The following is a 13,760-nucleotide window of genomic DNA, read 5'->3' on the forward strand; positions in this document are numbered from 1 at the left end:
TCCCTCGGATAGCGGGGGGAGCGGAAACTGGGCGCGTCTTTCTGAGGAAAGCGCTCAAGGCAGCCCAGCCCCCAACGATCCCCCCTCCCTGGCAGGGAGGGGCAGGGGGTGGGTCGGCCGCTTGGGGAGGGCATCGTCCGCCAACGGGCCGACCCACCCCCAACCCCTCCCTTCCAGGGAGGGGAGCAGAAAGACCGCCGACGCAGTTTAGCGGTGACCCCTAGTTCCCCCGCGGAGGCGGGGGCCCAGGAGCCACAAGCGCTATCCTCCGTAACCCTGGACCCCCGCCTCCGCGGGGGAGCAGAAGGTTGAAGTGTCCTTCTCTACCACCCCGGCGAAGGACGGGGTCCAATTGGGGAACGTTGCTGACGACGGACCGCGCTTCGTTACTGTAACCTTCCCAATTGGACCCCGGCCTTCGCCGGGGTGGTATGAGAGCTAGTCCGCAAGGGAAGTGCGCGCCTCGCGCCTCGCGCCTGCGAGACAAGCTCAGTCCCCCCAAACCCACCATCCCGCTTGACGCCTCACCCCGCAACAGCGGATGACCCCCGCGATGGCATCGCTCGCTCTACCCACCCCCGCCCGCAACGCAGCACTCGTCGCCATCGCCTCGGCCGTCGCCGCCGCCGCGATCGTGCTCCTGCTCGTCGGTAGCTGGATTGCCGCCGCCGGTTTCTTCGCCGCCGCCATCATCGTCATCGGCGCGCTGATCGCCTGGCGCCTGCTCAATCCCGTCGCCAGGGATGCGCCGCGCCCGGTCGACTGGGACCTCACCCGCACCGTCGCCGAAGCCGGCACCGACGCGCTAGCGATCACCGACCGCGCCGGGCGGCTCGTCTGCGCCAACGACGCCTACGAGGCGCTGTTCGAAGGTTTTCCGACGCCCCCCGGCCTCCCGCTCGACGAGGCCGGCAACGCAGCACTCGCCGACGCCGGCCGCTCCGCCTGGCGCGACGGCACCGCGCAGGTCGAGCGCCTCAACGCCCGCAACGTCTGCCTGTCCGCGCAGATCGCGCGCGCCGGCGACGACGCCGACATGCTCGTCTGGCGCTTCGTCACCGCGCAGGAACACGACCTCGCCGAGACGCTCGCCGCGCTGCTGACCGGCCCGACCGGAGACCGGCTCGGCGGCAGCGGCATCATGGCCGCGTTGCTCTCCCCCGACGGCCGCGTCCGCACCGCCAACCGCGTGCTGCGCGCGCGGGCGTGCGGCGACGAATACGATACGATCGAAGGCCGCGACTTCGCTCGGTTCCTCATCACCGACAGCCGCGGCCTCGTCCGGTTCGAACGCGAGGGCCTCGAAGGCACGCCGCTCCGCGTCCTCCAGATCCCGTTCCTCGACGGCGACGACGCGCCCGTGCTGGTCGCACTGCTCGACGAGGAGGAGAACGCACCCGCACTCGGCGCCAGTGCCTCCGCGCACGTCCGCAGCCTCGTCAGCATGATGCCGTTCGGCATGGCGCTGGTCGATCGCGACGGCCGCTTCCTCCAGATGAATGACTCCTTCCTGCGCGCGGCCGGTGTCAACGCGGTCGCGCCGCCGCTCTATCCAGGCGACCTCGTCGTCCGCGAGGACAAGGCCGCGGTCGCCGACGCGATCCGCAAGTTTGCGAACGGCGCGACGCATTCCGCCGACATGGCGGTCCGCCTCAAGGATCACCCCGACGAGCCGGTCGCACTCACCATCGCCGGTGCGCGCGGATTGGGCGACGCCGCCGTCCTGCTCAGCCTCAAGGACAATAGCGAGGAAAGCCGCCTCAAGCGCGAAGTGGCGCAGGCCACCAAGATGCAGGCGGTCGGCCAGCTCGCGGGCGGCGTCGCGCATGATTTCAACAACATCCTGACCGCGATCATCGGCCACTGCGACCTGATGCTGATGCGTCATTCGCCCGGCGACAGCGATTACGACGACATCCAGCAGGTCCGCACCAATTCGAACCGCGCCGCTAGCCTGACCCGCCAACTGCTCGCCTTCTCGCGCCAGCAGACGCTCCGCCCGCAGATCCTCCAGCTCCCCGACGTCGTCTCGGAGGTGTCCAATCTGCTCAAGCGTTTGATGGGCGAGAACGTCCGCCTCGACATGACGCACGGCCGCAATCTCGGCCCCGTCCGCGCCGATCCTGGCCAGCTCGAACAGGTCGTCGTCAACCTAGCGGTCAATGCGCGCGACGCGATCGTCTCGGCGAACGCGCGGGGCGGCGGCGTGCTGACGATCACGACGCGCGCCGTTCCCGCGTCCGAAGTGCGCGAGATGGCGTCCGACATCCTGCCGGTCGCCGACTATACGGCGTTGATCGTGCAGGACACCGGCACCGGCATTCCACCCGACGTGTTGCCCAAGATCTTCGAGCCGTTCTTCACCACCAAGGAATTCGGCAAGGGCACCGGGCTCGGCCTCTCGACCGTCTACGGCATCGTCAAGCAGTCCGGCGGCTACATCTTCGCCGACAGCAAGCCAGGGCAGGGCGCGACCTTCTCGATGTACCTGCCGGTCCATTCGGCCCCAGCCGCGACTCGCCCTGTGGTCATCAAGCCGACGCCGAAGCCGGTCGACCTGTGGGGCACGGGTACGATCCTGCTGGTCGAGGACGAGGACATGGTCCGCGCCGTCGCCGAGCGCGCGCTCACGCGGCAAGGATACACAGTGCTGACCGCGGAAAACGGCGAGATCGCGCTCGAAGTGCTGGAGAAACACGGCCGCCCCGACCTGCTTATCAGCGACGTCGTCATGCCGCAGATGGATGGTCCGACGATGGTCCGTCACGCGCGCGAGAAATTTCCGGACCTGCCGATCCTGTTCATGTCGGGCTACGCCGAGGAGCAGTTGCGCAAGTCGATCGACCTCGACAACGTCGCGTTCCTGCCCAAGCCGTTCTCGGTGCAGGAATTAGCCGAAGCGGCACGAGACGTGCTGGCCGCGCGCTGACTCGAACAAGATGTTGGCAAGTCGTAACAATCCCGACTATGCGAGAAATATGACCGCTACCCAACAGATCCTCATCGTCGAGGACGAACCGTTGATCGCCATGATGCTGGAGGATTTCCTCGAGGTATTGGATAAGGGAGTCGCAGGCTCGGTCGATACCGTCGCCGACGCGCTCAAGCGGATCGAAGAGGGCGGCGTCGATGGCGCGATCCTCGACGTGAACCTGCGTGGCGGCGAGAAGAGCACCGCAGTCGCCGAGGCATTGGCGGCCAGAGGCGTCCCCTTTGTGTTCGCCACCGGCGGCGGCGATGACGGCGTCGCGCCAGAATTTCGCGACCGCCCACGGTTGCAGAAGCCCTTCACCATGGACGGAGTAGCGAAGGCCCTCGAAGGCCTCTAATCGTCGTAATAGAGTGCCAAACGCTACGCCTTCTACCCCCCTCCCTGAAAGGGAGGGGCCGGGGGTGGGTAGGCCGTTTGGGCAGGTCAACGTCAGCCAACAAGCCGACCCACCCCCAACCCCTCCCTTCCAGGGAGGGGAGCGGCCCCACGCAGCCTCGCCATTCCCGAGAAGGCGGGAACCCATATTGGCAGACTCCGGTGTGAAAATCCTCAACGGCTGCCGATTTGGATCCCCGCAAGCGCGGCGATGACGCAGATGTGAGCGAACCCCCACGCAAAATTCAACGCAACTCTCTTGCGCAAATACCCTCTCTCGCGACATAGGCGTTCGCCATGACCCGCACATTCGACAAATCGCGCCTGCCGAGCCGCCACGTCTCCGTCGGCCCAGAACGCGCCCCGCACCGCAGCTACTACTACGCGATGGGCCTCGACGAGGAGCAGATCGCGCGCCCGTTCGTCGCGCTCGCGTCCGCCGGCAACAACTCCGCGCCCTGCAACACCACGCTTGACGCGCAGGCCGATGCCGCGCAGGCCGGCGTCATCCAGGGCGGCGGCATGCCGCGCCGGTTCAACACGATCACCGTCACTGACGGCATCGCGATGGGCCATCAGGGCATGAAGGCCTCGCTGGTGAGCCGCGAAGTCATCGCCGACTCGGTCGAACTCTCGGTCCGCGGCCATTGCTACGACGCACTCGTCGGGTTCGCCGGCTGCGACAAGTCGCTCCCCGGCATGATGATGGCGATGCTCCGCCTCAACATCCCGTCGGTGTTCGTCTATGGCGGATCGATCCTGCCCGGCCGCTATCAGGAGCGCGACGTCACCGTCGTCGACGTGTTCGAGATCGTCGGCAAATACGCCGCCGGCGCGTGCCCGCTCTCCGAAGTCCACGCGATCGAGAAGGTCGCGTGCCCCGGCCACGGTGCGTGCGGCGGCCAGTACACCGCGAACACGATGGCCTGCGTCGCGGAAGCGATCGGTTTGTCGATTCCGAACAGCAACATGGTGCCCGCACCTTACACCACGCGCGAACAGATCGCCGTGGCGGCGGGCGCACAGGTCATGGAGTGTCTCGCCGACAATATCCGCCCGCGTGACATCTGCACGCGCGAAGCGTTCATCAACGCCGCGCGCGTCGTCGCCGCGACCGGTGGCTCGACCAACGCCGCGCTGCATCTGCCCGCGATGGCGTCCGAAGCCGGCATCGAGTTCGACCTGTTCGACGTCGCTGAGATCTTCAAGACAACGCCTTACATCGCGGACCTCAAACCCGGTGGGAAGTACGTCGCCAAGGACATGTACGAGGCGGGCGGGGTCTACATGCTGATGAAGACGATGCTCGCGGGCGGGTTCCTCAATGGCGATTGCCTGACGGTGACGGGCAAGTCGCTCGGCGAGAACATCGACCAGGTGACGTGGAACCCCGACCAGAAGGTCATCTACGACATCAAGACCCCGCTGACGCCTACGGGCGGAGTGGTCGGCCTGCGCGGCAGCCTCGCCCCCGACGGCGCGATCGTGAAGGTCGCCGGCATGCACCGCCTCCAGTTCTCGGGGCCAGCCCGCGTGTTCGACTGCGAGGAAGACACCTTCGCCGCCGTCGAGAACCGCGAGATCAACGAAGGCGAAGTCATCGTCATCCGCTACGAAGGCCCCAAGGGCGGCCCCGGCATGCGCGAGATGCTGTCGACCACCGCCGCGCTCTACGGCCTCGGCATGGGCGAGAGCGTCGCGCTGATCACCGACGGCCGCTTCTCGGGCGGCACGCGCGGCTTCTGCATCGGCCATGTCGGCCCTGAAGCGGCGGACGGCGGGCCGATCGCGCTGGTCCAGAATGGTGACATCATCCACATCGACGCGGAGGCCGGGACGATCGACCTCGACGTGCCCGAGGACGTGATGGCCGCGCGACGTGCGGCGTGGGTGCCGCGCGTCAACGATTACGGTTCGGGTGCACTCTGGCGCTATGCGAAGACCGTCGGCCCCGCGTACAAGGGTGCCGTCACGCACCCTGGAGCCGCAGCCGAAACCCATGTCTACGCGGATATTTGAGCCCACGCGAAAATATGAACTGAGACGAGTGTTTCGGCAAAACCCGCACTCCGCCCGTCACCCCGGCGAAAGCTGGGGTATCCCGGTTGGCGCGCGTCGTGACCCGATCGGGGAGATCACAGTTTTCGCTGGGATGACGGAAGGCCGCGTGGATGACGGCTTCGGTAGGACATCCAACCGAGTCTTGTGGCTTGCCCTCCTTTCGCTGCCCCTCGCGGCATGCGGGCCCGGAAAACCGTCCAGCGCACGGGTGGCGGCCGAGCAGGCCAGGGAGTCCGCCGGCGACCTCCGCATCCCCTGCGCACGCGGGACTGCGGTATTCCAAACGGTCTGCACGATCGAACAAACCAAGGGTGAGACCGGCCAGATTCTGACGATCCGCCACCCCGATGGCGCGTTCCGCCGCCTGCTCGTCACAGACGACGGCCGCGGCGTTGTCGCAGCGGACGGGGCGGAGGTCGCGAAGGTCGGCCTGATCGAGGGCAATGGTATCGAAGTCGAACTCGGTAGCGACCGTTACCGCCTCCCCGCCACCGTCAAGGGCGCGACCAAGCCGTCATGATCGGCATCGAAGGCCAGCCCGTCCTGACCGCTGCCGAAATGCGCGCGGCGGAAGATGCGGTAATCGCCACCGGCGTTTCGGTCGAGATGCTGATGGAGCGGGCCGGCACCGCGATCGCGGGCGCCGTTCGCCGGCTGGCGGGCGCGAACGAAGTCCTGATCCTCTGCGGCCCCGGCAACAACGGCGGCGACGGCTATGTCGCAGCCCGTGTGCTGGCGGAAATGGGCATTGCGGTGAGGGTCGCGGCGCTGTCGGAGCCCAAGACCGACGCGGCGAAGTCGGCGAGGGCAGGGTGGCTAGGCCCGGTCGAAACGCTGGCGGCGGCGAAACCCGCTCCAATCCTCGTCGACGCGCTGTTCGGCACGGGCCTCACGCGCCCGCTCGACGCCAGTACAACACCGACCCTCAACCGTTCCCCCGCGGACGCGGGGGCCCAGAGTAAGCCGCTGGGTACGCCCCTTAAACTTAGCTGGGCCCCCGCGTCCGCGGGGGAACGGTCTGTGGTCGAGTGTCTCCATTCCCTCGCGAACGCCGCTCAACTGAGCATCGCGATCGACCTCCCCAGCGGTCTCGCCACCGACTCTGGCAGGGCCCTCAGCACGCCGCCCGTCTTCGACCTCACCCTCGCGCTCGGCGCGATAAAACCAGCGCACCTCCTCCAACCCGCCGCGCGCTATTGCGGCCAGATCCATCTCCTCGACATTGGCGTTCCCACCGTCAGCCAAGCTGAGGTTCTCAAAACCCCAAGCCTCCCAACCCCCGGCCCGGACTCGCACAAATACACCAGAGGCATGGTCGCGATCATCGCCGGCACCATGTCCGGCGCCTCCGACCTCGCAGCCCTGGCCGCGATGCGTGCCGGCGCCGGCTACGTGACCCTGCTTGGCGACAGCGAAGGCCCCCCGCACGCGCTCGTCCGTATGCCGTTCTCCGACTACGCGCTCGCCAACGAACGCATCGGCGCACTCGTCATCGGCCCAGGCCTTGGTCGCGACGATGCCGCCAAGGCCCGTCTCGAGGCTGCGCTGACCTCGGGCCACCCACTAATCATCGATGGCGACGCTCTCCGCCTCCTCGACCCCGACCGGATCAAGGCGTTGGACGTCCCGGTCATCCTCACCCCGCACTCCGGCGAGTTCGATGTGCTCTTTGGCAAATCAAACGCCGACAAAATCACCCGAGCCCGCGAAGCCGCCACCCGCGCCAACGCCATCGTCGTCTTTAAAGGCGCCGATACCGTCATCGCCGCCCCCGACGGCCGCGTCCGCATCGCGCCGGGCGCCAGCGACTGGCTCTCCACCGCCGGCACTGGCGACGTCCTGGCCGGCGCGATCGGCGCGATGCTCGCCGCCAGGCTCGATCCGCTCGACGCAGCCTGTGCCGGAGTGTGGCTCCACGGTGACGCTGCCCGCCGATTGGGCGCGGCTTTCATCGCCGACGACTTGGCGGAAGCGCTTCGGTCCGCCAGAGCGTCACTATGACCTCTGAATCGAATATCGACACGATCGTCCGCGTCGCAGCCCGCGGCGACGGCATGACCGCCGACGGACGCCACGCCGCCTTCTCGGCACCCGGCGACACGCTCGCCGCCGACGGCACGGTAATTCCCGGCCCGCACCACCAGACGCCGCCCTGTGTGCATTTCCCGACCTGCGGCGGGTGCCAGCTCCAGCATCTCGACGACCAGGCCTATGCCGAGTTCGTCACCGACCGCATCGCCTCCGCGCTCGACGGCCAGGACCTGTCCGCCCCGATCCGCACGCCGCACATCTCCCCCGAACGCAGCCGCCGCCGCGCGACGCTTCATGCCGAGGCCAAGGGCGGCAAGATCACGCTCGGCTTCACCGCGGAGAAGGCGCACACGATCGTCGACATCAAGGAATGCTGGATCCTCGATCCGCGCCTGTTCGCGCTCGTCCAGCCCTTGCGCCAACTGCTCAAGCGCCTCAACTTCCGTCGCCGCGCCGACATCCACCTGACGCTCGCCGACCAGGGCGCGGACATCCTGATCACCGGGTTCGCCCCCGAAGGCCTGCCCGCGGCCGAAGCACTCACCAAATTTTGCGAAGACCACAAGATCGCCCGCGTAGCGTTCGATGACGGCCTCGGACCCGAGACGCGCTGGGAACCCGACGCGGTCACGATCACGCTCGGCGGCGTCCCCGTACCGCTCCCGCCCGCGTCGTTCCTCCAGGCCACACCCGATGGCGAAGCCGCGCTCACCGCCGCTGTGCTCGAAGCGATCGGCAAGCCCGCGACGGTCGCCGACCTGTTCGCCGGCCTCGGCACTTTCACGCTCGCGATTCCCGCCAAGGTCTATGCCGCAGAGGGCGCGCGCGACGCACTCGGCTCGCTAAAGGCCGCCGCACACCGCACCCAGCGGCCCGTCTACCCGGAGCACCGCGATCTCTATCGCCGCCCGCTGACGGTCGCCGAGCTCGACCGCTTCGATGCAGTGGTGATCGATCCGCCCCGCTCCGGCGCGCGCGAGCAGGCGACCGCGCTAGCGGAGTGCAAGACACCGGTGATTGCTTACGTCTCGTGCAATCCGGCCAGCTTCGCGCGCGATGCGAAGGAGCTTTGCGACGCCGGCTGGCGGATCGACTGGGTCCAGCCGGTCGGCCAGTTCCGCTGGTCGACGCATGTCGAACTCGCCGCGAAGTTCGTCCGCAACGCTCCCCAGCCGTCATCCTGACGAAAGTCAGGACCCAGGGTACCGAGCGTTACGCTTTATAACTCTGGGTCCCGGATCAAGTCCGGGATGACGGGGGTGGGTAAACGGCACTCACGAAGAACAACCCATCGGGCGGCGCATTCAGTCCCAGCATCGCCCGATCCTTCGCCGCCAGCGCCTTCGCGACATCGCCAACCGCCCAACGCCCCATACCCACCAGCGCCAGACACCCGACCATAGACCGCACCTGATGGTGCAGGAACGACCGCGCCGCCGCATAGACGAACAACCGCTCCCCCTCCCGCACCACCTCAAGCCGGTCCAAAGTCCGCACCGGACTATCCGCCTGGCAATGCGCTGACCGAAACGTCGTGAAGTCATGCCGCCCAACCAGCGCCCCCGCAGCCTCCGCCATCGCGTCTGCATCCAGCAACTGCGGCACCTGCCAGGCGAGCCCCGCCTCGAACGTCAGCGGCGAGCGCCGGTTGACGATCCGGTACTCGTACGACCGCCCGACACACGAAAACCGCGCATGCCAATCGTCGTCGACCACCTCGCACGCCAGCACCGAGACCGGCGCCGGCTTCACCAGCGCATTCAGCCCCTCCATCAACCGAAACGCCGCGAACGGCTTTTCGATATCGACATGCGCGCGCATCGCCATCCCGTGCACGCCCGCATCGGTCCGCCCCGCCGCCTGCACCGACGCGGTCTCGCCGGTCATCTTCAGCACCGCCGCCTCCAGCGCCGCCTGCACGCTCGGCCCGTGCTTCTGCCGCTGCCAGCCCATGAACGGCCGCCCGTCGAATTCCACCGTCAACGCGAACCGCGTCAAAGCTGCGTCCCCGACCGAATCGGAAACCCGCGCAGCAATTCCGTGGCCGAGGTAACACCACGCCCAGCGCGCTGCACCAAGGTCGGCCGGATCGCCCCGTCGCCGCACCCGATCGTCAGCTCTCCGTTGACCGTCAGACCCTCGCACCCGAGAAACGAGAACGGCAGCACGTCCGCGGCCAGCACCTTCACCCGCTCGCCGGCATGCTCGAACCACGCCCCCGGTGCCGGGTTCATCGCCCGCACCAGTCGCTCGACCTCGACCGCCGACCGCTCGAAATCGATCCGCGCCTCTGCCTTGTCGATCTTCGCAGCATAGGTGACGCCCTCCTCGGGCTGCGGCCGGGCAGGGTAGGCGTCCAGATCGCCCAGCACCTCGACCATCAGCCGCGCGCCCATCGTCGACAACTCGGCGGTCAGGTCGCCCGCGGTCTTGCCGACGATCGGCGTCCTTCCCTCGAGCCGAACCGGCCCGGTATCCAGACCCGCCTCCATCTGCATGACCCCGACGCCCGTCTCGGCATCGCCCGCGAGGATAGCCCGCTGCACCGGCGCCGCCCCGCGCCACCGCGGCAACAGCGACCCATGCACGTTCAAACACCCGAACCGAGGCGCCTCCAGCACTGCGCGCGGCAGAATAAGACCATAGGCCGCGACCACCGCGACATCCGCCCCCAGCGCGGCAAACGCCTCGCGAGCCTCCAGCCCCTCCGGCAGAGATGCCTTGAACGACACCGGCGTCCGCACTTCGATCCCCAGCGCTTCCGCCCGGACTTGCACCGGCGAAGGCACCAGTTCGCGCCCACGCCGCCCCCCTGGCCTAGCCGGCTGGCAATACGCCGCCGCCACGTCATGCCCCGCCGCGACGAGGGCCTCCAGCACCGGCACCGCGAAGTCCGGCGTTCCCATGAAGATGATCCGCATGGCCCTCTCGAACACGCTGGCGGGGAGCCGCGCAACCCCCTATCTGTTCCCTATGGCATCCCCCGAGATCGAGGCGCTGACGCAGGCGCTGGCCCGGCTCCCCGGCCTCGGCCCCCGGTCCGCACGTCGCGCCGTGCTGCATCTGCTCAAGAAGCGCGACGCGGCGCTGGGGCCGTTGCGCGAGGCGCTGACCGCGGTCGACGAGCGGCTGGAGAATTGTTCGACCTGCGGCAACGTCGACACCACCAACCCCTGCGCGATCTGCGCCGACCCGCGCCGAGACCAGCGTTCGCTCTGCGTCGTCGAAGAAGTCGCCGATCTCTGGGCGCTAGATCGCTCCCGCCTGTTCCCCGGCCGCTTCCACGTCCTCGGCGGGCGCCTGTCTGCACTCGAAGGCATCCGTCCGGAGGATCTCAGCATCGACAGCCTCGTCCGTCGTATCGAAGCCGGCGGCATCGACGAAGTTGTCCTCGCGATGAACGCCACGCTCGAAGGCCAGACCACCGCGCACTACATCGCCGAGCGCATCGAACGCTTCCCCGTCCGGGTCACCCAACTCGCGCACGGCCTGCCGGTCGGCGGCGAACTCGACTATCTCGACGAGGGGACGTTGGCGCAGGCACTAAGGGCCCGAAGGCCAATGGCTTGACGCCCATCGGCTTGACGTGATGCCCACGCGTACCTTAGCGGACGCGCTATGACCGTCATGACCGTTCTCGAAGTCCCCGATCCCCGCCTGCGCCTCGTCGCCGAGCCGGTGGAGACGGTCGACGACTCCACCCGCACGCTCGTCGCCGACATGATCGAGACGATGTACGACTTCAACGGCATCGGCCTCGCCGCGACCCAGGTCGGCGTGCAGAAGCGCGTCCTCGTCATCGATCTCCAGGAGGAGAAGGACGAGGACGACAAGCCGATCAAGAACCCCAAGGCGTACATCAACGCCGAGATCCTGTCGGTCAGCGACGAGGTCTCCACCTACAACGAGGGGTGTCTCTCGATCCCGGAGCAGTATGCCGAGGTCGCGCGGCCGGCGCGGTGCCGCGTGAAGTGGCTCGACGAAACTGGTGCTGCGCATGAGGAGGATTTCGACGGCCTGCTCTCGACCTGCATGCAGCACGAGATCGACCATCTCGACGGCGTGCTGTTCATCGACCACATCAGCCGCCTCAAGCGCGACATGGTGCTGAAGAAGCTGGCGAAGCAGCGCAAGCTGGGGTGAGGCGCGGGGCTGGGGCGAGCACGAGCACGAGCACGAGCACGAGCGCTTGAGAGTGGGCACCCGTTCACCCAACACGCTACCACCCCGGCGAAGGCCGGGGCCCAATTGGGGGACATCGCCAATTGAGCGCATCCCTCCGTTACCGCGACCTTTCCAATTGGGCCCCGGCCTCCGCCGGGGTGGTACTGTTCGGCGAGGGTGTCGGAGCGCCCCCTTTCTAGTTCCCCCGCGAAGGCGGGGGCCCAGGACCACGAGCGCCACCGCCCGTAACCCTGGGCTCTCGCCTCCGCGGGAGAACAACATATTCCGATTGTCCTACATCAACCGTTCGACGTATGTTCCACCCATGACGTCTCCATCTCCTTCCCGAACCCAGCCGCCCGCGCGCGCATTCTCACCCCTGAAATTGCTGCGCCAGCGTCTGCACTTTGTGCACTTCCAGCTAAATTCGCCGGTGCAAAATGGCTGAGTTCGCCATCATCGCCGTCCTCGCGCTAGCCGCCGGCATCCTCCTCGGCTGGCTCCTGGCCTCCCGCCGAGCCGCCACCCTAGCCAGCGAACTCGCCGTCGCCCAAACCAAGGTCGCCGACGCCGACCTCATCCGCACCGCCCGCGATGCCGTAGAACGCGAACGCAACGCCGCGATGCAGGACCTCGCCACGCTCCGCGCGCAGAACGCCGAGCGCGCCACCGACACCGATCGCCTGCGCCTCGACCTCGCCACGATCCGCACCGACCGCGACGCCGCCCGCACCGAAATCGCCACGCTGAAAGCACAAGGCGAGGCATTCGAAGCGCGCCTGCTCGAACTGCGCGAGGCGAAGGACGTCATGGCCGCGCAGTTCGGCGACGTCGCCAACAAGCTGCTCAGCGACGCACAGAAGACCTTCCTCGAACGCGCCGACGCCCGCTTCCGCCAGTCCGAAGAGTCCGCCGGCCTGAACCTGAAATCGATGCTCCAACCCGTCAGCGACCGCCTGCAACGCTACGAGGAAGGCGTCGCCAAGGTCGAAGCCGAGCGCCGCGATGCGTTCGGCGACCTCAAGGGCCAGATCGAACAGATGCGCCTGGGCCAGGAAAAGGTCTCGACCGAAGCGGCCAAACTCGTCAACTCGCTCCGCAACGCCCCCAAATCCCGAGGCCGCTGGGGCGAACAACAACTGAAGAACGTCCTCGAAACCTGTGGCCTGAGCGAACACACAGACTTCCAGACCGAAGTCAGCGTAACGCAGGAAGACGGCAGCCGCCTGCGTCCTGACGCCATCGTAAAGGTTCCTGGGGGGCGGAGTCTCGTTATCGATGCCAAGGTTTCATTGAACGCATATCAGGATGCATTTGGAGCCGTTGACGAAAGTGAGCGCGAACTTGGTCTACGATCACACGCCGCGTCTATGAGAGCTCACGTTAATAGTCTCGGACAAAAGGCTTATTGGAACCAGTTTGCTGATACTCCAGACTACGTCGTCATGTTCGTTCCCGGCGAGCATTTCCTATCAGCGGCACTCGAATATGACCCATCACTGTGGGATTACGCGTTTGACCAGCGTGTTCTGCTAGCGACGCCGACTAACCTGATTGCAATAGCGCGGACGGTGGAAGCAGTTTGGCGTCAGGAAAAGATGGCTAAACAGGCGCAGCAGATTGGTGCGCTTGGCAAGGAGATGTACGATCGTCTCGCTAAAGTAGCAGAGGACCTACGCAGAGTGGGAACTGGCCTCAACACTGCCGTGAAAAACTTCAACGGCTTCACCAACTCGTTCAACGGCCGCCTGATGGTAACCGGCCGCAAGTTCCGCGACCTGAATATCGAGACGGGCGCGCGTGACTTGGAGGACGTGTCCTCGGTCGATGCGCTAGCGCTAGGCGAGGGACCTGCACTGATCGAGAAGCCGGAAAACGTCGAAAGCTGACACTAGCAGTTGTGAACCACCCCGGCGAAGGCCGGGGCCCATTTGGGGGACGCGAATGATGAGCGCTGCGATCCGTTACTCTAGCTTTCCCAATTGGGCCCCGGCCTTCGCCGGGGTGGTAAGCAAGTAAAGTTCTTGCACCGAAAACCGATCGGTACAAAATTCGTTCACCTCTCGGCAACCTTTCCTGACCCTGCGCATTAACCGGATAACACCCCCAAGAGTCATCCGGTCATGAAACACCTAGT

Annotated in this window: 11 protein-coding genes; 9 read left to right on the plus strand and 2 right to left on the minus strand. The window is 66.9% G+C overall.

Annotation, left to right across the window (positions count from 1 at the left end):
* Positions 1-553 precede the first annotated feature (553 nt).
* The 6 genes from ASE82_RS10480 (at position 554) to ASE82_RS10505 (ending at position 8,643) form a co-directional block, all read left to right on the plus strand.
* Complete coding sequence (locus tag ASE82_RS10480; RefSeq protein ID WP_056063375.1) at positions 554-2,929, plus strand: hybrid sensor histidine kinase/response regulator; 2,376 nt, start codon at positions 554-556, stop codon at positions 2,927-2,929.
* Positions 2,930-2,978: 49 nt separating this feature from the next.
* On the plus strand, positions 2,979-3,329 hold the full coding sequence (locus ASE82_RS10485; RefSeq protein WP_056062573.1) for a response regulator: 351 nt from the start codon (positions 2,979-2,981) through the stop codon (positions 3,327-3,329).
* A 335-nt stretch (positions 3,330-3,664) separates the two neighbouring features.
* On the plus strand, positions 3,665-5,386 hold the full coding sequence (gene ilvD / locus ASE82_RS10490) for a dihydroxy-acid dehydratase (RefSeq protein ID WP_056062576.1): 1,722 nt from the start codon (positions 3,665-3,667) through the stop codon (positions 5,384-5,386).
* 250 nt (positions 5,387-5,636) lie between these two features.
* Positions 5,637-5,948, plus strand: coding sequence for a hypothetical protein (locus ASE82_RS10495; RefSeq protein ID WP_235524657.1), 312 nt, complete (start codon positions 5,637-5,639; stop codon positions 5,946-5,948).
* The gene (locus tag ASE82_RS10500) at positions 5,945-7,429 is read left to right on the plus strand and encodes an NAD(P)H-hydrate dehydratase (protein ID WP_056062578.1); all 1,485 of its coding nucleotides are present in this window, start codon (positions 5,945-5,947) and stop codon (positions 7,427-7,429) included. The genes ASE82_RS10495 and ASE82_RS10500 overlap by 4 nt, the downstream gene beginning before the upstream one ends.
* Positions 7,426-8,643 carry a class I SAM-dependent RNA methyltransferase gene (locus ASE82_RS10505; RefSeq protein WP_056062582.1) on the plus strand — a complete coding sequence of 406 codons (1,218 nt, stop codon included), beginning with the start codon at positions 7,426-7,428 and terminating at the stop codon, positions 8,641-8,643. Before ASE82_RS10500 ends, ASE82_RS10505 begins: the two co-directional genes overlap by 4 nt.
* 55 nt (positions 8,644-8,698) lie before the next feature.
* Here the strand turns inward: ASE82_RS10505 and truA are convergent, their stop codons facing one another.
* A complete protein-coding gene (truA, locus tag ASE82_RS10510) occupies positions 8,699-9,457 on the minus strand; it encodes a tRNA pseudouridine(38-40) synthase TruA (RefSeq protein ID WP_056062585.1) in 759 nt (252 codons plus the stop codon).
* Entirely contained in the window at positions 9,454-10,380 is a 927-nt protein-coding gene (gene fmt, locus ASE82_RS10515; protein WP_056062588.1) for a methionyl-tRNA formyltransferase, read from the minus strand. Before fmt ends, truA begins: the two co-directional genes overlap by 4 nt.
* Positions 10,381-10,432: 52 nt before the next feature.
* On the opposite strand from fmt, the gene recR reads away from it, so the two are divergent.
* From recR to rmuC, 3 genes are all read left to right on the plus strand, one after another.
* Entirely contained in the window at positions 10,433-11,029 is a 597-nt protein-coding gene (gene recR, locus ASE82_RS10520; RefSeq protein WP_056052820.1) for a recombination mediator RecR, read from the plus strand.
* Between the two features lie 48 nt (positions 11,030-11,077).
* Positions 11,078-11,602, plus strand: coding sequence for a peptide deformylase (def, locus tag ASE82_RS10525; protein ID WP_056062589.1), 525 nt, complete (start codon positions 11,078-11,080; stop codon positions 11,600-11,602).
* A gap of 461 nt (positions 11,603-12,063) precedes the next feature.
* Positions 12,064-13,512, plus strand: coding sequence for a DNA recombination protein RmuC (gene rmuC / locus ASE82_RS10530; RefSeq protein ID WP_056062592.1), 1,449 nt, complete (start codon positions 12,064-12,066; stop codon positions 13,510-13,512).
* Positions 13,513-13,760: the final 248 nt, after the last annotated feature.

This window comes from Sphingomonas sp. Leaf230, from assembly GCF_001421745.1.
Lineage (GTDB): Bacteria > Pseudomonadota > Alphaproteobacteria > Sphingomonadales > Sphingomonadaceae > Sphingomonas.